The sequence below is a fragment of the Pontibacter mucosus genome (genome assembly GCF_003054055.1).
Taxonomy (GTDB): Bacteria; Bacteroidota; Bacteroidia; order Cytophagales; family Hymenobacteraceae; genus Pontibacter; species Pontibacter mucosus.
The window spans coordinates 227,288-244,980 of sequence record NZ_QBKI01000007.1 but is presented as its reverse complement, the minus strand read 5'-3'; the positions used below and the strand labels follow the sequence as shown (position 1 = coordinate 244,980).

The window sequence follows — 17,693 nt, the reverse complement described above, 5'->3', positions numbered from 1 at the left end:
GCTCCCTTTTTTGTTGAAGTATAATAGCGTCTGGTCTTAGCCCACCAACTCGTTTACAAACTGCACGTACTCGGCGCGGGCCGCTTCCTGGCTTTTGCCCTCCTGCTTTTTCCAGGCATCCCACTTGGCAATGTTTTTAAAGTCGAAACCGCCCGGGCGCTCGGTATTCACGTCGCCTTCGGTGGCCTGCTTGTACAGGGCGTACAGTTTCAGCAAAACGTCGTTGCTGGGGCGCTCAGTCAGGGTTTTGGATTTAGCTACTGCGTTTTCAAATTCTTCTTGTGTGGCCATACTTGTCAAACTAGGTTGTTTTAAGATAAGGCACAATATACAAAAAGTACTCGGCATGCATAACGTTCACACCTGTTTTGTTTGCGCCTTATTTTGCATAAATTGAGGCTCCCATAGCAGTTTCTGCTCCCGGAAAGTATACTACCAAACTAACATCAACCTATGAAATACCTCAAACCCAAGGCGGCCGCCTCTGCGTCGCTTCTGGTGGCCTGCCTCGTAGCAGGCTCCGGCTGCTCGTCCACTACCACCGACAGCGCCACCACGGCCCAAACCGCCACCGCTGAAAGCACTTTGCCGCAGCCGCCGGTGGCTAAAAAGGTGCCCAAAGAGCTGACCACACACGGCCATACCCGCATCGACAACTACTATTGGCTCAACCAGCGCGAGGACCCGGAGGTGATTGCCTACCTGAACGCCGAAAACGACTACACCAAGCAGGTGCTGGGCCATACCGAGGAGCTGCAGCAAAAGCTCTATGATGAGATTGTGGGCCGCATCAAGCAAAACGACGAAACGGTGCCCTACAAGGACAACGGCTACTGGTACTTTGTGCGCTACGAGGAAGGCAAGGAATATCCTATCTATGCCCGCAAAAAAGAAAGCAGGGAAGCCAAGGACGAGGTAATGCTCAACGCCAACGAACGCGCTGCGGGCAAAAAATACTACGCTGCCGCCGGCCTAAGCGTGAGCCCGAACAACCAGCTGCTGGCCTTCGGCGAGGACACTGTGAGCCGCCGCCAGTATACCATCCGCTTTAAGAACCTGCAGACCGGCGAGCTGCTGCCAGATGCTATTCCGAACACTACCGGTGGCGCCGTGTGGGCCAACGATAACAAGACGGTATACTATTCGGTGAAGGATCCGGCGCTGCGCTCGTTTAAAATCTTCCGCCATACTTTAGGCACGCCCGCTTCGCAGGACAAGGAAGTATTCCATGAGGCCGATGAAACCTTCAGCACCTACGTGTTTAAGACCAAGTCCGATAAGTACATCATTATCGGCAGCCACAGCACCATGGCCCAGGAGTACCGCTACCTAGACGCCAACAATCCCAATGGCGGCTTTAAGGTGATACAGCCACGGGAACGCGGCCTGGAGTATAGCGTAGACCACTTCGGTGATAACTTCTACATCGTGACCAACAAGGATGGCGCCACCAACTTTAAGCTGATGCAGACGCCAGTGACCAAAACAGGCAAGGAGAACTGGAAAGAGGTGATTCCGCACCGCCAGGATGTACTGCTGGAAGGCATCGAGATTTTCAAGGATTACCTGGCCCTGCAGGAGCGCAAGGATGGCCTTACGCAAATTCGCATTAAAGGCTGGAAAGACGCCAAAACCGACTACTACATCAACTTCGAGGAAGAGGCCTACACCGCCTACATCGGCAACAACCCCGACTTCGACAGCAAGGAGCTGCGCTTCGGTTATACGTCGCTCACTACCCCCTACTCTACCTACGACTATAACATACAGACGAAGGAGCGCGAGCTGCTGAAGCGTGACGAGGTAGTAGGCGATTTCGACCCGAACAACTACGAGGCCAAGCGCATGTACGCTACCGCGGACGATGGCACCAAAATCCCGGTGTCGCTGGTATACCGCAAAGGCCTGACGCTGGACGGCAATAACCCGACGTTACTTTACGCCTACGGTTCTTATGGCAACAGCATGAACCCAAGCTTCAGTTCGGTGCGCCTGAGCCTGCTGGACCGCGGCTTTGTGTATGCCATCGCCCACATTCGCGGGGGCCAGGAAATGGGCCGCCAGTGGTATGAAGATGGCAAGATGCTGAAGAAGAAAAATACCTTCACTGATTTTATCGATGCCTCTGAGTTCCTGATTGAGCAGAAGTATACCAACCCGGACAAGTTGTTTGCCATGGGCGGCAGCGCCGGTGGCCTGCTGATGGGTGCAGTGATTAACATGCGTCCGGAGCTGTACAAAGGCGTAATTGCCGCCGTTCCGTTTGTGGACGTAGTAACGACCATGCTCGACACAAGTATACCGCTGACCACCGGTGAGTTTGACGAGTGGGGCAACCCGGCCAACAAGGAGTACTATGATTACATGCTATCCTACTCGCCTTACGACAATGTAGAGGCCAAGGCATACCCGAACATGCTCGTAACCACCGGCCTCCACGACTCGCAGGTGCAGTACTGGGAACCTGCCAAATGGGTAGCCAAGCTGCGCGAGATAAAGACCGATGACAACATGCTGCTGCTGCACACCAACATGGAAGCCGGCCACGGCGGCGCCTCCGGTCGTTTCCAGCGCTACAAAGAGACAGCCCTGCAATACGCGTTCCTGCTGAACCTGCTGGAGCAGCAGAATCAATAGTGAGAAAGTATAGCAAGTACAAAAAAGAAGGAGGCGGGCTAGTTAGCTCGCCTCCCTTTTTTATAATTAGGTAGTCACCCCTCTGGCGCAAGTCTTCAGACTTGTGTCCTATAATGATGTTGGGCTTGTAACTCAACTGGCTTGAAAAGCCATACTTTATACTTTGGCTATACTTTTATACTTGAGCTATACTTGCTGGTTTATACTTTCGCTAGCGCGAGCTTGTTGCTCGTGTCTTTTTATACTTACCGATTTATACTTTCCTAGCCGCTGCTTTCTTCCACTGGAACCTAGCTATCCTCTCTAGCCTCTGTTCATCCTCCAGACTTACGTAGGCTATTGTTGCATCTCTGGCTTTGGTGCTCTCAAGGCCGGGAGGCCTCGCCTTCGGGCATCGCGCTGCTTTCGCTTCCTTTGCTCCTGTCGTCGCAATGCCTCGCTACCGCTCGTCACCGGAACCTCTCGAGGCGCTCAACCCAAAGGCTGGGATAAGGTCGATAGCACACGCCCCTGTTGTCATCTCGACCTTTGGGAGAGATCTGGTTAGAGTTCCAGATAGATCTCTCACGCAACTCGAGATGACAGAAAAAATAAGCAAGTACGAACTGTCTCCTTGAGGACAAGTGAGAACGCGAGTTCGAAACTTGCGAGCATTGCTCATTAGGGGTGTTTATACTTTGACTATGCAACTTATACTTCAGCCAAAGTAACGACAAACTCCCCTCCTTGGACAAGGAGGGGCCAGGGGTGGTTGGACCCGGTACTGCAAAAAGTATAGATGAGAGCACCTTCCTCTCAACCCCTAACCCCTCAACTACGACTTCGGTGAACCCTTCAGCCCCAAATCCCTAACCCTGCTCCGGACCTGCTTCATGAACTCCTCTCCTGGGTCTACTTTTTGGGTTCTGTAGCCGGCGTCAGCCTCTTTCCAAAGCGGGTGTCCCTCGAAGTCCTGATACTCATAATGCCCGATCAGGTACTCAATGTCATACTTGCTTTTGAGGTAGCGCACCAGATCCTCATTGGCTTTCAGTTGGGCCTTGGTCAGGCCTTCCTTGCCGCCTCCCACATTCTCCACACCGATGGCGCAATGGTTAAGCCCGATAACGTGGCGGGCAAAAGCCGTGTCCGGAAGCTGGCGGTAAACGGTGCCGTCGCGGTCCACCAGAAACTGGGCAGACACGTTCAGGTTACTGGCAGAGCCGATTTCGGTACGCGCACCGGGCAGAAGGGTCGGGTTCATGGCTGCGAAAGACCGCTCCAGCGTAGGAATGGCTGTCCAGTGCAGCACGATGATCTTGGGCTCAATGTAGGGCGCATCCTTCTCGATGTTGTGGCGGTTCTTCATGTACTCGAGCGAGAGCTGCTGCCGCTGCTCATCGAAAACGATGGGCTTTTCAAGTATCTGGAAGGCAGGACCGGCGCAGGAACTGAGGAAGTATAAACCCAACGCGCTGGCTTTTGACGCCATTCCTCTGAAAAACCTGAAGTGTACTTTCATGAAAATATAAGTTTTATGATTGGTAACGATTTACTTTATGGTTACGGGTACATAATGCTCCTTTGCCCTGATAGCCTCTGTCAGAGCCTCCTCCGTTTTCCCCAGTTTCTCTAACAGGATGGCCCTGTTCTGGTGGCACTGCGCCGCCACGTAGGAGTCCGGGAACGAGCGGGCCGAGCGCGTGAGCAGCTCGTAGGCCTGTTGCCACGAAGCCGTATCGGGCTGCGACATTAACTCCAGGCCTTCCTGGTAATCCCGATGCCATGATTTTGCAATCTCGCTCATGCGCTCGGCTTCCTGAAACGCCCGGAAAGGCGGAAAGCTCACTGCTGAGTTTTTCGGGGCAACCTTTGGCATCGGTTTTGAGAAAAATACTTCCAGCGCCTCAACATAAGCCTGGGCTTCCCGGCGGTTATACTTTTTCTTCTTCAACCTTTTCTCTTCCGCCGCATTGGTAAAGAAGGATGCCTCCGCAATAATGCCTGGTATGCCATAAGTATCACGCAGCACCTTGGTACCGGCTGTAGCGAAAATCGTGTGATCTGACGCCAGGCTTACCGGCGTGTTTCCTTTGTAGAGATGCCTGGCAAGTGCCTGTGCCACATCAATTCCTAACGCTATGCTGGCAGCGTTTTCGGTGGCATTGCCATGAAAGTAGATGATCGGAAAGTTTACCTCCGGGTCTGCTGTGGCGTTGTGGTGCACCGACAGGAAAACGTCTGCCTTGTTATCGATAGCCAGCCGGGCGCGGTCTGCCAGCGGAATGTTATCATCCGCCGTGCGTGTCATCACGACCGTCGCGCCTTTTTTCTCCAGCATCTTTTGCAGCAACAAGGCTACCCGCAGGTTAATCCACTCCTCCCGCTCCCCCATGGGCCCCGCTCTATAGCTGTCAGTAGCCGCCGTACCACCATGCCCTGCATCCAGGCAGATAACCTTGCCGGCGATCGGGCTGGTTTGCTTTTGCGCAAGTATAGGCTGGCTTAGAAAAGCACCAAGTATGATTACCAGCAAAAGTGAAAGGTATTTTGGCATAAGGACGGAGTATAAAGTATGACTGCCGGTTATTTAATGAGCTTCGGGTCCACGTAAGTGCCGTAGCGGGTGGCGTTGCCCATGCGCCAGAAGTACTGGTACAACACCTCCGACAATTCCTCTACAGTGCGCTCTGCCTGTCCTTTCACTTTGTAGCTCTCCATCACGGCCACCACATACGGCCGCTCGGGCAGCAGCACAATCGCCCACTCCGTCGAAACGCCGTTCAGAATGCCCGGCTTAAAGGCAACCGGCACGTTGTCGGGCAAGCCCGGGGCCAGCCTGCTTGTCTGCCGGTCGGTTTTGGAAAGTATGGAGACAATCTCTTCGGAGGTAGCTTTGTTGATGAACTCGCCTTTGTAGAGTAACTGCAGGATTTTGGCGGCATCTGCCGGGGTCGAAATGTTCTCCTCTCCCCTACCCGAGGCGGCTGCGTTGATCATCCGGCGCTGCAACAGCGTGTGCTTTGCCCCCAGCGAGCGAAGCATGGCATTGGTCTCCTGCATACTTACCAGATCGATAAGCGTATTGGTGGCCGTGTTATCGCTCAGCGTGATCATAAGGATGCCTAGGTTGCGAATGCTCATCGGAGGCGGGCCATCAAGATCCTTGAGCACGCCGGTTCCTCCCACTGCATCTGCCGCTGCCACTTGTCTGGTGTCGTTCAGCGAAAACTTTCCCTCGTGCGCCTGCTTGTACATGCTCATCAGCACCGGAATCTTTATGGCGCTGGCCTGAGGAAACACAACCTCCGCGTTAAATGAGAACATATCGCCATTGGTAAGATCGACAGCCACAAGCCCCGTAACAGCCGGAGAACGGTTGATGATCGCAGCCAGTTGTTGCTCGGTTTGCTGCCGCAGCACCTTTTGGGCAGAGGTTTGTGCCATCGCATTTATACTTATACAAAGGAGTAGCAGCACCAGGCTACTGCAGGAAAGGATTCTCATACTTAAATATAGTAAAAAGAAAATCCCCCTGGAAAGGGGGACTTTTTAAATTCCTTGTCGGCAACTGACTGTTCAGCAGAATGAATGGTTTGTTTACCTGCTGCTCCCCCGTACGTTAGCTTACCTTTAAAATAACCTTGCCAAACTGCTTGTTTTCCTCCAGGTAGCGTACCGCTTCCGCAGCCTGCTCCAGCGGGTAAACGATGTCCACAATCGGCCGGATCTCCTTCTCGCTTACCAGCCGCACCATGTTGGCAAAGTCCTGGGCGGTGCCCATGGTGCTGCCAAAAATGGACAACTGTTTCCAGAAAATCTCAGCCGGGTTGAGCTGCCCTATCATGCCGGTGGTGCCGCCATAGATACCGATACGCCCGCCGGGCCGGGCCAGCTTCACCAGCTGCACAAAGCCCTCGCCCGCCGCGCTGTCGATTATCACATCAAAACCATCCGTTTCGGCTTTCAGCTTTTTCCCCCAGTCCTCGGTTTTATAGTTGATGCCGCCGGTCACGCCCAAATCCTTGGCCAAGGCAATCTTCTCGTCTGTGCCCGAGGTAACCCATACTTCGGCGCCGGCCGCCAGGGCAAATTGTATGGCAAACAGCGCCACGCCTCCCCCGGCGCCTGTTACCAGCACCCGCTCGCCCTGCTGCAGGTCGCACTTGGTAAACAGGGCCCTGTAGGCTGTAACGCCTGCCAAGGGCAGGGCGGCGGCCTCCTCAAAGCTCAGATGCAACGGCAGTTGGTACAAGCTCTCAGCCGGCACTTTTACGTACTCAGCGAAGGCTCCCTGCTTGGGCATACCCAGTATGGTGTACTCGGCCGAGTGCACCCGCGGGTTATCGCCCCAGTCGGCAGAGGGGTCCACCAGCACCTGCTGCTGCAGCCATACTTTGTCCACGCCCTCGCCCAGCTCCGTCACCACGCCCGCACAGTCGGAGCCAAGTATGGCTGGATATTTTTTAATAAAGTAGCGTCCCTTCTGAATCCATACGTCGCGCCGGTTCAGGGCGGCGGCCTTTACCTGCACCACCACCTCGCCCGGACCGGCAACGGGTTTCTCCGTCTCTATCAGGGTAAAAGGCTTGTTGATATCCTCTAAGTATACTGCTTTCATACGGTATGTTTTTGTGTTGATACGCACTAACGCAGACAAAGATAAGACATCAGGTCAGAGTTGAAAGCAGGCCATCCGTTGTCATTTATACTTGCAGCGCCTAACTTGCGGGCATTGCTAACGCTATACTTTATGCCTAACTCCTACCATATCCGCCAGGCCACTGCCACCGACATCCCGGTGCTGATGCAGCTGGCCGGGGCCACCTGGGGCCCTACGTACCGCCGTATACTTTCCGAAGAGCAGCTGGACTATATGTTTGAGGTGATCTACAGCCGGGAGGCGCTGGAGGAGCAGATGCGGCAGGGACAAACGTTCCTGTTGCTGGAAAATGAGGGAGTGCCCGTGGGTTTTGCCTCTTTCTCGGTAAAAGATGAGCAGGCAGCCCTGTACAAACTGAACAAGATATACCTTCTGCCACAAGAGCAGGGCAAGGGCGGCGGCAAGGTGCTGCTAGAGGCGGTGGAGGAACGCGTTAAAAAGCTGGGAGCCAAATTACTTGACCTGAACGTAAACCGCCACAACCCGGCAAAGGGCTTCTACGAGCGCTGCGGCTATCAGGTGCACCTGCAGGAGGACATCCCCATTGGGCCCTACTGGATGAATGACTTTGTGATGCGGAAAGCCTTGTAATACAAAAATGGCGGCCTTAAGGCCGCCATTTTTACTTACTCACTTTAAACTTGTACGGTATTAGCGGTGTGCGATTGGGTCTGCATTACCGTCAGGGTCATTTTTAACATAACCGTCTGTGGCAATGTTGCCCAGCAGCAGCAGGCCAGCTACGTGCGGAGAGGCCATGGAAGTACCACTGATGGTGTTATAGCCGCCACCTTTCCAGGTAGACAGGATGCTTACGCCCGGGGCGCAGTAATCCACCGGAGGGTTGCCATAGTTAGAGAAAGAGGCAAAGCGGTCGTTGCTGTCCATCGCCGACACGGTATAGATATTGGCATGGTTGGCGCGGGCCGGAGATGAGTTATTGGCATGGGTGCTCTCGTTTCCAGCTGCCAGGGCAAACTTAATGCCTTTAGAGGCTGCCGCCACCACAGCGTCATCCAGAGCCTGCGAAACTGGTCCGCCCAAGCTCATGTTCGCCACGTCGCCGGACTTACCGTTAGCGGCCACGTAATCCACGCCTGCAATTACGCCGGAGTAAGAACCGCTGCCACGGGAATCGAGTACTTTAACGGCTACCACAGTGGCGTCGTAGGCTACGCCTATCACACCCACAGTGTTATTTTTTGCCGCAATGGTACCGGCTACGTGCGTGCCGTGTCCGTTACCGTCATCAGCCGATCCGGCATCTCTGCCCGAGGTAAACACGGTTATACTTCTGGCCACGTCCACGTTCAGGTCCGGGTGGTCCAGGTCGATACCTGAGTCGATAACCCAGGCTGTTTTACCGGCACCGCTTCCGCTACCCACGCGCGTAATGCCGTAAGGCACTGTTTGTCCGGCAGAGCCGCCACCACCGGTGCCCGGCTTGGCGAGCATCACAATTCTATCCGGCTCCACGTAATCCACACGCGGGTCCTGGCGCAGTTTCGTTGCCTCTTCTGCCGTAATCTTCACAGCAGCTCCTTTAATAGCCTGACCGAAGGCCTGCTCCACGTTCGTTTGGCTGATGCCGTTCTCAGCCAGGATGTTTTTGCTGAAATCGCGTACCATTTCTACACGCTGTGCATAAGTGGCGGCCTCGCTCATACGCAGCTTGGCACCATCCTTATATACAACAATGTACTGACCAGGTATAATTGCACCATTTTCACTTTCTGCCCTAAATTCAGCAACCGGATCTGCGGCATCAACCGACTCGTTATCACAGGCTGTGAAGGTGCAGGAAAATGTAACTGCTGCTGCTCCGAGCATAAGGGAGCGCATTACACCCTTGAAATGTAATTTGTTTTTCATGTGAGATAAAATTAAGGTGAGATAAAAATTTATTAATAAACAATGACTACAAACTATAAATACAGGATGTTATCTGCAAATATTTTAATATAATTATTTATCAACACTGCAGAAAAGGCGCTTCAGTTAAAGTATAGCGGCATTCTTAGCAAAGGCAAATTGTATCATTTCTCCGGGTTCGCCCTAGCGCCAAATCTTTACATCTCCTGTGTTATAACAGAAGTGCCCACGCTTTTACGCACTTGAATTTTACCGGGACAACATCGAATTAGCAAAGCGGCTAACTTCACAAAACATTACAACTATATAAATGATTAATAGTATTAATAAATGGTAGGATTAACTTAAAAAAGCTATCTTTAGGTAAACAAGAAAGTATAAGCACTATGAGAAAACCGTTCTTACTCCATCTTGGCCACTCTGTGTTGCTGGCCTTTTGCCTGCTCCTGTTAGCGGGCTGTAACAAAACCACTGACGAGACGGGCAGTGAGACCGCTGAGGCCCCTAGTGAGGAGCCGACGCTGGAACTATTAACCTCAGAGAATGTGGTTGCTAAGCTGGAGGAGTTCGGCAAAAATAATCCAGACAGCCTGGCTGTTATCGGCACGCGCCACGGCGACATCAAGGTGCGCCTGTACAAGGAAACGCCCCTGCACCGCGCCAACTTTGTGCGGCTTGCCAAGGCGGGTTTCTACGACCAGGGCGAGTTTTACCGCGTGGTAAAGGGTTTTGCCATCCAGGGCGGCGACTCGGATGAGCGCACCATGAAGCAAGGGGCCTATAAGATCCCGCAGGAGTTCAACCCGAAGTACATCCATAAGCGCGGCGCGCTGGCCATGGCCCGCTACGGCGACGACCGTAACCCGGAAAAGGAATCGTCGTCCCACAACTTCTATATTGTCACCGGGGAGTCGCTGGATAAGGAACAGCTGCTGGCTTTTGAGCAGAAGCACGGCATAGATTATACGCCTGAGCAGGAGAAAATCTACTTATCTATCGGCGGCGAGCCCGGCTTAGATACTGAATACACGGTATTTGGGGAGGTAGTGGAAGGCATGGATGTGGTGGAGAAGATTGAGCAGGAGCCGGTGGATGCCTCGGAATGGCCACGCCAGGTGGTGAAGCATACTATCAAGATTGTGAATGAGTAACCAGGTTTATACTTGTGATGATAGTGGAAAGTGCGCTGCAGTGTTGCAGCGCACTTTTATTTTCTGGCTGACGAGACAGCTTTTCCTGCTGGATAATAGGGCCTAGCTCTGTCGAAGATTTATACTTTATATTTTGGCTATACTTTTTACTTTTTCTGGCACAAGCGTCCGCTTGTGCCTTTTTACTGTCATGGCGCAAGTCTCTAGACTTGTGTCCTACCATGGTGTCAAGTTTGCAACTTGACTGGCTCGCAGAGCCATACTTATACTTGGGCTGTTCTTTTATACTTGCCGGTTTATACTTTTTCATGGCTGCTGCTTCCTTCCACTTGAAACAAGCTATACTTGCTGGCCGCTCAAGATGACAATAGGAGTAGCAGAACTCCCTCCCCTGTTTTTAGGGGAGGGTTGGGGAGGGGTTAGGGGTGGTTGGACCCTGCACTACCTAAACAAAGAGCCAGCATGCAAGCCTGGAACAGCAAGGCTATACTTTATACTTCAACCATACTTACTGATTCGAGCCACATTCATACTTGCCCGGTTATACTTAATACCTGCTCTTATACTTCCGCCACATTTATACTCACCCTCCGCTATCCTTCCATCTACACAAAACAAAAACCCGCCCCGGCTACAACGTATAACCGGGGCGGGTTTGAAAGTATAGGCAGTTGGGTGTTACTGCACTTGGCGGTTCTTCACGTATTTATCTAGCCACTGGTCCATTTCCCAGAGCATGTGCAGCACCGACTCTTTGGCGCGGTAGCCGTGGCTCTCAGCTGGCAGGAACACAAGGCGGGTTGTGGCACCGTGGCCTTTCAGGGCGTTGTAGAAGCGCTCGCTCTGCACCGGGAAGGTACCTGAGTTGTTGTCAGCCTCACCGTGGATAAGCAGGATCGGCTCATTCACTTTGTTGGCAAACGAGAACGGCGACATCTGGAAGTATACTTCCGGGGCCTCCCAGTAAGAGCGCTCCTCCTGCTGGAAGCCAAATGGCGTCAGCGTACGGTTATAGGCACCACTGCGGGCGATACCAGCGGCAAACAGGTCAGAGTGGGCCAGCAGGTTACCGGTCATAAAGGCACCGTAGGAATGGCCACCCACAGCCACGCGCTTCGGATCGGCCACGCCCATTTTCACCACTTCATCAATGGCGGCCTTGGCGCTGGATACCAACTGCTGCACGTAGGTATCGTTTGGCTGCGCATCGCCTTCGCCCACAATCGGAATGTCGGTGCGGTCGAGCACGGCATAGCCTTGCGTTACCCAGAATAGCGGAGAGCCCCAGCTGATGCGGGTAAACTCGTAAGGCGAGCTTTTCACCTGGCCGGCAGCAGCAGCATTCTTGAACTCACGCGGGTAAGCCCACAGCAGCATCGGCAGCGGACCATCCTCTTTCTTATACCCTTTCGGCAAGTATAGCATGGCTGTCAGGTTCACACCGTCCTCGCGCTTATACTGCAGCATCTGCTTCTGCACGCCCTCCAGTTGCGGGGCCGGGTGCGGGAACTTGGTTACCTGCGTCAGCTTCTTGCTTTTCAGGTCGCGCACAAAGTAGTTCGGCGGGTCATTCTCAGACTCTCTTCGGGTGATAATCTTCTTGCTGTTCAGGTCGATGATATCCACCGGGCGCTCATAGTAAGGCGCTTCGGATCGCCACAAAATATCCGCCTTCCTCGATTTGAGGTTAAACTCGCTGACAAAAGGGCGGTTTCCTTCCGGCGAGCCGCCCTCGGATATCATGTAGATGTGCTGCTTTTTCTTGTCGGTCAGCAGCACATTGCGGCCATACTTGTTCCTGGTGAATACTGGAGATCCAGGGTCGTTGTAGTTATCCTCATAAGATCGCTCGATGAGCACTGTGGCTTTGGCAGCAGGCTTGGCAGGGTCTACCAGCGTGTTGCGCTCAGTGCGGGTTTTCCACCAGCGCTCGCTCACGATGGCCAGGCCCTCGCCCCACATCACGCCACGGTAGCGGTACTTGGTAGCGGCCAGCTGGGCAGGTTTTCCGCTGAAGGGAGCGTCCAGCATGTACACATGGTCGCGCACGGCGACCTCCTTGTTGGCATCGCCGCCGTCCTGCGCCTCTGCCCAGTAAAGCGTGGCGGGCTTATCAGGACGCCAGTTGTAGCTGCGCGGGCCTTTGGCCACGGCGTCAAACGCGATGGGAATATCTTCGGCCAACGGCAACTGCGCCAGCTCTTTTACCACCTGACCGCTGCGGTTCCATACTTCCACCTTGTAAGGGAAGTAGTAATGCGGCACCAGGTATGAGTAGGGCTTCTGGATAGTTTGCACCAGCAGGTACTGCCCATCCGGAGAGGCATCTATACTTTTAACAATACCTGGCTTGCCAACCGGCTCCTGCTTGCCGTCTATACTTACCAGCTTCAGCTGCGTCTGCATGTAATAGTCGAACAGCTGCTCGTCGTAGCGGTTCTTCAGCAAATCCTGGTAGGTGCGCGAGGGCTTGGCTTTGCCGATGTTTTCCTGAATGGTGGGCCCGGAGGGTACGTGGGTGGCCTGCGGCATCTGGCCACGTTTTTCGTCCACAAACTTCACTACCAGCGTTTTGCTGTCCGACAGCCACTCAAACGGGCGGCCACTGTAGGCATCGTTGATAACGGCCTCCGTCAGTTTTTTGGCCTGTCTGGTGCCAAGGTCGGCTGTCCAGAGTTCTATGCCGTTGGCTTTGGTGTGGGTAAAGGCAATATACTTCTGGTCCGGCGACCAGGTAATGTTGGAGAGTTGCGCCTGCTGCGGCAGGCCTTTTATCTCAAACTCTTCGGCATTGCTCACCTTCTTCAGCTTGAGGCCGTTGTAGTAGTTACCGCGGCTCGGGCCATTGGTGGCTGGGTTGATGCGCATGCCAGCCAGTCTGCTTTCCGGCGCCGACACCTCTTCAATACTTGGATAACCCGGGCTCTCCAGGAGCAGCATCCACTCACCGTTGGCGCTTATACTTACCGCCGGTGTACTGGGTGCCTCAATAATTGCCGCAATGGCCTCGGGCGGGCGCTGGTACCCGGAGTTGGCGTCCTGCGCCATTGCCACAGGAGCGCTGCCCAGCAGCAATGCAAACAGCACGCTGGAGGCGAGGCGCTTTACTGCCTTTGTTTTTGTAAGGTTCATACTTATAGGTGAAAGATTTTTACTCTAATTCAGACTGTGAAAAAAGCTAAAGGTTTAAAATTAACTTATAAGACATTTAATATATTAAATATTATCTTAAGTAACCATACATAACCTAATAGCTATATCTCATGAAAACAAGTCTTCTCCTTTTTGCAACCGTTGCCTTAGCACAGCTACTGTGTTCGCTCAAAGCATACCCAAACTAGAAGTAAGTCCTGGAGAGACCTATATGGTAGCAGCTGACAATATCCTACAGGTAGATACTTTGATAATGCACGACAAAGCCACTATACGCTTTTCGTCTACCCGGCAAGGTGTGTTGAATGCCAAGACAGCCTATATCGGAAAGAAATGCATCATTTCAGCACGCGGGCTGGATGGAGCAAATGGCAGCACAAACGTAGCTGGCCAAAACGGAGAAGTCGGCGGAAATTTAAGCCTGCAATTGCACTTTGAGCAGTTGGGAAGCTTAACTATAGATGTAAGAGGAGGAAAAGGCGGGAAAGGGGCAAATGGAAAGCATGGTAGGCCTGGCATTCCCGATCGCCACGAGACAAAAATTAAAAGAGATGCAAATGGTAAGGTGACAAGATTTGAAGAATTTGTTCCGGGCATACTTGGCACAAATGGTACTGACGCAACGATGGGAGGCAACGGAGGTGATGGAGGCAATACTATGCTTATGTACAGCACCAATGGTTTTATTGCCAACTTTAATCGGGATATCCATTCCAACAATATTAATATACTTTATAACGCAGGAGAGAGTGGTTGGCCGGGTACCCCTGGTAAAGGTGGCTTTATGAGCGTAGATGGTATACTTATACCATCAGAGTACAGGTCCGGCAGAGATGGTAATGTGCAGCTGATTAATTTAAATGAGCCACAGCTCTGATAGGCAAACCAAAAACTAAGTGTGAATGCATCGGGAAGTTAGCATGTTAGCATACATTACTAACTAGCTGCGCCAACCACGAAAATTGTAAAAGATGACAGACAGTAAATCTGCCAAGGGCAAAGTCCATAGTTGTATCCTTGACGCTACAAAACTTCTAAAACCCGAAACTTATCTACCTTAAATGAGCTTTAACAAGTAATAACACCCTATTTTGATTTCATGAGCAGCAGATTTGATATACCCGAGAAGGTGATATATGTATGCACGGGCAGCAAGTGCAAAAAGAAGGGCGGCAAAGACCTGGGCAAGTTTTTCAGGGGCCTGATAAAGGATATGGGCCTGAAGGGGCAGGTGGAAGTGGTAAAAACCGACTGCACCGACCGCTGCGACTTTGCTCCCGTTACCTGCATTCAGCCCGCCAACGCCTGGATGCCTTACACCGACGAGCGAAAGGCCAAGGAGGCTTTTGAGCAGCATGTACTCTCTGCCAGAAAAGAAGGTCAGTAAAAACAGGTCGGCCCCGGAAAATTCCGGGGCCGACCTGTTTTTATACTTCCTTATACTTGGTTCTTAGCCTTCGTACTCGTTTTCATACTTTATCTTCGGCACGCGCTTGTCGATTTCGTACTGGCCGGTGCCTTCTTCGCCAATTACCTCGAAGAGCTCCAGTGCGCGACGCGCCACATACTCCTCTTCGATCTGCTCCTTCAGGAACCACTGCAGGAACGTGAACGTCACGTAGTCTTTCTCCTTCTGGCACTTGTCGGCAATGCGGTTAAAAGACTGTGTAACGGCGATTTCCTGCTGCAGCGCCTGCTCAAACACGCTCCGGAAGGAGTCGAACTCAACCTGGATATTGTTAACGCTCGGTGAGATGGCACGGCCGCCCATGTCGGACACATACTTGAACAGGCGCAGCATGTGCTCCCGCTCCTCATCCGATTGCTGCTTAAAATATCCGGCGCTAAAGTCGAAGCCGTTTCGGTCGCACCAGCTGCTCATGGCCAGGTACATAGCCGAGGCCTCCGCCTCCATCTTTATCTGCTCGTTCAGTATCTGCTCTATCGTTTCGCTGAGCGATGTTCTCAGTCTTAGTAAGTCTTTCATCTTTGGGTGTTTTTGGTAGTGATTGGATCTGATGGGCGCATATCGCCCTTTCTTAATACCCTAAGATTATCACTTTTGTTTTGCGCACGCAACAAACATTCAAAATTCGGAAGCAGTCTAAATAAAAAAAGCACAGCTACTTAGGCTGTGCGCTCTGTTTCAATCTATAACAAACGTTCGGTGTTCTTACACAAGGCTGGCATTGAGGCATTCGTGCAGCATGCTGTTCAGCTCCAGCACAAACTTAGCCCCGGAGAGCAGCTCCTTCAGGGCGTATACTTCCGTGAGGGGCAGCACAAAGCAGCGGTCGCAGCCGCACACGGTTATAATACTGAAATCGGAGGAGCGGTCCGGGCTGCTGGCCATCGCATCCAGGTCTATCTTATCCACGCTGCGCTTGAGGCGCAGAAAAGCATCCAATTTTAGCACCGTGAGCTCGCCTGCAAAACTGAGCATCAAACGGTTGTGGCGATCGCACTGGTAAACGGCTCCGGCTTCGGAAGTATAAATCTCGGGTAGTTGCGCGGCTGTATGCATCATGTAAAATAAATGGCTGCCCAGGCTGCTTATTTGCTGGTAATGCAAATCTAAGGACTATTTAGAACCAGTCCAAATAAAATCAGCTTAATTTAGAATCACTCCAGATAATTGCTTCATACTTCCATTTTATACTTTAGCACAGCCCTTGATCTGGTAGACTCTCCCCAGTTGAAGTATAACACTCAAGTTAGGGTTTAGTCTAGTGAAGGTGTAAACCCGCCCCCGCCCCTCCAAGGAGGGGAATCGGAGAACGATTATCATCCCCCTGCCCCCTTCAAAGGGGGAACTTAGCTTCAAAAGTGTTTCCATTCTTGAGAATAGGGCCGTTAAGTTCTAAGAAACAGCGCTAATTCATAACAATAAAATTGAAAATAGTAAGCGCTAGATTCTCCCCTTGAGGACAAGCAAGAACGTAGGTTCGTAGCTTGCGACCGCAGGTCATAGAGGGGTGTTTATTTTTAGGAAAGACTTTTGCCACTGGCTTTACACCCCTATTGAGCTTTGCTCGCAAGTTTCGAACTCTCGTTCTCACTTGTCCTCAAGGGGACAGTGTTCCGAGGAGGAGTTAGGGGGTGGGGCCATCGCTACCTGAAGTATAAAGTATGGCCCGGAAGCCGATGGACTTATACTTTCCTAAAGCTGGTGATGCGCCATACTTCACTCACCCTTACAGCACCTTTAACTTGCTGGCCCTGGTAAGTATAATTTTCAGGTTGAGACGCACCAAATCGCCCATGCATTTGCAGCTCAGAAACTCCTCTGCGCCGTGGTGCTGCGCCAGTTCCTGCTTCAGCTGCTCTATTTTCTCGGGTGTGGAGATAGTGTCCTGCCGCATACAATCGATAAGGTCTTTGAGGCGGTAGCGGGCGGATTTAAGTCGCCGGAACATGAGGGTACGTTCTTCGTTCTGGTACTGCCGCACCACATCCGGCTTCAGCAGCGTTAGCACCAGGTCCACAATCTTGTTGTTGTCTTTGAAGAACTGGGGCAGGTACATGCTCTTCTTGCCTTCGTACGATTGCTGGTCGAAGTCGATGGGGCGCACCCGGTACTGCTCGTCCTCGAAGTCCGGCGTTATGTCCACCACGTAGTTGTAGGAGCGCATATCCCCCAGCAGGCGCACAAAGCAACGCTCGTTAAACTTCACGAACTCCTTGGCAATGCGCACCTTGTTGGCGTTGGACCTGCCCAGGTATTCTTTTATAAACATATCGCCCGGGATGCCGGCAATGTGCTCCTCAATCAGCGAATCGCCATCCACCAGGTAGTTAATGCGGCTCGGCGAAAGGATGTGCTCCAACTCCAGGCCGTACACGCGCGAGGCATCGGCGCGCTTCACGTAAAAGTAGTCGTAGTTGTCGTTGAGCTGGTTCATGATCTGCACCCGGAAGGGATTGGAATTGCCGAAGGTGCAATAGTCGATGCGCGACACATACAGATGCTCCATCACCGACACGTCGCCATCGGTTTTCAGCAGCGCATAGATCATGGTCAGGCCCTTGTTCAGCTCCTGTTGCGACTGCTGGTCGTACATTACCGTTTCCCAGAGCGTGTCGTGCCCCTGCTTGTCGTAGTATGGAAAAGAGTCGGAGTAATGCAGCAGGCCCTCGTAGAGCACCGGCAGCTTCGTTTCACGGTCGTAGTACTGCAGATACTTGCGCAACCCCTTGCTGATAGGGTAAAACAGCTTCTTTTTGGAGATATACACGGT

General features: G+C 52.5%; 17 protein-coding genes. 7 read left to right on the top strand and 10 right to left on the bottom strand.

Annotated elements, in window-relative coordinates:
• Positions 1–36 precede the first annotated feature (36 nt).
• Positions 37–291: an acyl-CoA-binding protein gene (locus tag C8N40_RS14905; protein WP_108212580.1), complete on the bottom strand. Its 255-nt coding sequence runs from the start codon at positions 289–291 to the stop codon at positions 37–39.
• A 162-nt stretch (positions 292–453) separates the two neighbouring features.
• On the opposite strand from C8N40_RS14905, the gene C8N40_RS14900 reads away from it, so the two are divergent.
• Positions 454–2,637 (top strand): S9 family peptidase, encoded by a 2,184-nt coding sequence (locus C8N40_RS14900; RefSeq protein ID WP_108212578.1) that lies wholly within the window; start codon positions 454–456, stop codon positions 2,635–2,637.
• Positions 2,638–2,778: 141 nt separating this feature from the next.
• Positions 2,779–2,904, top strand: coding sequence for a hypothetical protein (locus tag C8N40_RS23330; protein ID WP_281259530.1), 126 nt, complete (start codon positions 2,779–2,781; stop codon positions 2,902–2,904).
• Positions 2,905–3,451: 547 nt separating this feature from the next.
• Here C8N40_RS23330 and C8N40_RS14895 read toward each other — a convergent pair.
• The 4 genes from C8N40_RS14895 to C8N40_RS14880 all read right to left on the bottom strand — a co-directional run bounded on the left by C8N40_RS14895 (position 3,452) and on the right by C8N40_RS14880 (position 7,237).
• Entirely contained in the window at positions 3,452–4,138 is a 687-nt protein-coding gene (locus C8N40_RS14895; protein WP_245905139.1) for an N-acetylmuramoyl-L-alanine amidase, read from the bottom strand.
• Between the two features lie 30 nt (positions 4,139–4,168).
• Entirely contained in the window at positions 4,169–5,173 is a 1,005-nt protein-coding gene (locus C8N40_RS14890) for an N-acetylmuramoyl-L-alanine amidase family protein (protein ID WP_108212577.1), read from the bottom strand.
• Between the two features lie 29 nt (positions 5,174–5,202).
• A complete protein-coding gene (locus C8N40_RS14885) occupies positions 5,203–6,123 on the bottom strand; it encodes a serine hydrolase (protein ID WP_108212575.1) in 921 nt (306 codons plus the stop codon).
• A gap of 115 nt (positions 6,124–6,238) precedes the next feature.
• A complete protein-coding gene (locus tag C8N40_RS14880; RefSeq protein WP_108212574.1) occupies positions 6,239–7,237 on the bottom strand; it encodes a quinone oxidoreductase family protein in 999 nt (332 codons plus the stop codon).
• A 105-nt stretch (positions 7,238–7,342) separates the two neighbouring features.
• Here C8N40_RS14880 and C8N40_RS14875 point away from each other — a divergent pair, with 105 nt between their 5' ends.
• Positions 7,343–7,870, top strand: coding sequence for a GNAT family N-acetyltransferase (locus C8N40_RS14875; protein ID WP_342749983.1), 528 nt, complete (start codon positions 7,343–7,345; stop codon positions 7,868–7,870).
• A gap of 60 nt (positions 7,871–7,930) precedes the next feature.
• Here C8N40_RS14875 and C8N40_RS14870 read toward each other — a convergent pair whose 3' ends face one another.
• Positions 7,931–9,151, bottom strand: coding sequence for a S8 family serine peptidase (locus tag C8N40_RS14870; protein WP_108212571.1), 1,221 nt, complete (start codon positions 9,149–9,151; stop codon positions 7,931–7,933).
• 386 nt (positions 9,152–9,537) lie between these two features.
• On the opposite strand from C8N40_RS14870, the gene C8N40_RS14865 reads away from it, so the two are divergent.
• Positions 9,538–10,302 (top strand): peptidylprolyl isomerase, encoded by a 765-nt coding sequence (locus tag C8N40_RS14865; RefSeq protein WP_108212569.1) that lies wholly within the window; start codon positions 9,538–9,540, stop codon positions 10,300–10,302.
• Between the two features lie 462 nt (positions 10,303–10,764).
• Positions 10,765–11,016 carry a hypothetical protein gene (locus C8N40_RS22465; protein ID WP_146173575.1) on the top strand — a complete coding sequence of 84 codons (252 nt, stop codon included), beginning with the start codon at positions 10,765–10,767 and terminating at the stop codon, positions 11,014–11,016.
• On the opposite strand, the gene C8N40_RS14855 is transcribed toward C8N40_RS22465, so the two are convergent.
• Positions 10,981–13,434 carry a S9 family peptidase gene (locus C8N40_RS14855; protein ID WP_108212567.1) on the bottom strand — a complete coding sequence of 818 codons (2,454 nt, stop codon included), beginning with the start codon at positions 13,432–13,434 and terminating at the stop codon, positions 10,981–10,983. The genes C8N40_RS22465 and C8N40_RS14855 overlap by 36 nt on opposite strands.
• A gap of 181 nt (positions 13,435–13,615) precedes the next feature.
• Here C8N40_RS14855 and C8N40_RS14850 point away from each other — a divergent pair, with 181 nt between their 5' ends.
• Both C8N40_RS14850 and C8N40_RS14845 read left to right on the top strand, forming a co-directional pair.
• Complete coding sequence (locus tag C8N40_RS14850) at positions 13,616–14,332, top strand: hypothetical protein (RefSeq protein ID WP_211318120.1); 717 nt, start codon at positions 13,616–13,618, stop codon at positions 14,330–14,332.
• Between the two features lie 222 nt (positions 14,333–14,554).
• Positions 14,555–14,842 (top strand): (2Fe-2S) ferredoxin domain-containing protein, encoded by a 288-nt coding sequence (locus C8N40_RS14845; protein ID WP_108212565.1) that lies wholly within the window; start codon positions 14,555–14,557, stop codon positions 14,840–14,842.
• 63 nt (positions 14,843–14,905) lie between these two features.
• Here C8N40_RS14845 and C8N40_RS14840 read toward each other — a convergent pair whose 3' ends face one another.
• The 3 genes from C8N40_RS14840 to C8N40_RS14830 all read right to left on the bottom strand — a co-directional run bounded on the left by C8N40_RS14840 (position 14,906) and on the right by C8N40_RS14830 (position 17,690).
• On the bottom strand, positions 14,906–15,442 hold the full coding sequence (locus C8N40_RS14840) for a ferritin (RefSeq protein ID WP_108212563.1): 537 nt from the start codon (positions 15,440–15,442) through the stop codon (positions 14,906–14,908).
• 186 nt (positions 15,443–15,628) lie between these two features.
• Positions 15,629–15,982 (bottom strand): hypothetical protein, encoded by a 354-nt coding sequence (locus C8N40_RS14835; protein WP_108212709.1) that lies wholly within the window; start codon positions 15,980–15,982, stop codon positions 15,629–15,631.
• A gap of 667 nt (positions 15,983–16,649) precedes the next feature.
• The gene (locus C8N40_RS14830) at positions 16,650–17,690 is read right to left on the bottom strand and encodes a hypothetical protein (protein ID WP_108212561.1); all 1,041 of its coding nucleotides are present in this window, start codon (positions 17,688–17,690) and stop codon (positions 16,650–16,652) included.
• Positions 17,691–17,693: the final 3 nt, after the last annotated feature.

Excerpts from the sequence above, each read along its gene's own strand:
- C8N40_RS14835 (WP_108212709.1), bottom strand. The coding sequence starts at position 15,982 with ATGATGCATACAGCCGCGCAACTACCCGAGATTTATACTTCCGAAGCC.
- C8N40_RS14845 (WP_108212565.1), top strand. The coding sequence starts at position 14,555 with ATGAGCAGCAGATTTGATATACCCGAGAAGGTGATATATGTATGCACG.
- C8N40_RS14900 (WP_108212578.1), top strand. The coding sequence starts at position 454 with ATGAAATACCTCAAACCCAAGGCGGCCGCCTCTGCGTCGCTTCTGGTG.
- C8N40_RS14840 (WP_108212563.1), bottom strand. The coding sequence starts at position 15,442 with ATGAAAGACTTACTAAGACTGAGAACATCGCTCAGCGAAACGATAGAG.
- C8N40_RS14905 (WP_108212580.1), bottom strand. The coding sequence starts at position 291 with ATGGCCACACAAGAAGAATTTGAAAACGCAGTAGCTAAATCCAAAACC.
- C8N40_RS14885 (WP_108212575.1), bottom strand. The coding sequence starts at position 6,123 with ATGAGAATCCTTTCCTGCAGTAGCCTGGTGCTGCTACTCCTTTGTATA.
- C8N40_RS14890 (WP_108212577.1), bottom strand. The coding sequence starts at position 5,173 with ATGCCAAAATACCTTTCACTTTTGCTGGTAATCATACTTGGTGCTTTT.
- C8N40_RS14870 (WP_108212571.1), bottom strand. The coding sequence starts at position 9,151 with ATGAAAAACAAATTACATTTCAAGGGTGTAATGCGCTCCCTTATGCTC.
- C8N40_RS14855 (WP_108212567.1), bottom strand. The coding sequence starts at position 13,434 with ATGAACCTTACAAAAACAAAGGCAGTAAAGCGCCTCGCCTCCAGCGTG.
- C8N40_RS22465 (WP_146173575.1), top strand. The coding sequence starts at position 10,765 with ATGCAAGCCTGGAACAGCAAGGCTATACTTTATACTTCAACCATACTT.
- C8N40_RS14865 (WP_108212569.1), top strand. The coding sequence starts at position 9,538 with ATGAGAAAACCGTTCTTACTCCATCTTGGCCACTCTGTGTTGCTGGCC.
- C8N40_RS14895 (WP_245905139.1), bottom strand. The coding sequence starts at position 4,138 with ATGAAAGTACACTTCAGGTTTTTCAGAGGAATGGCGTCAAAAGCCAGC.
- C8N40_RS14880 (WP_108212574.1), bottom strand. The coding sequence starts at position 7,237 with ATGAAAGCAGTATACTTAGAGGATATCAACAAGCCTTTTACCCTGATA.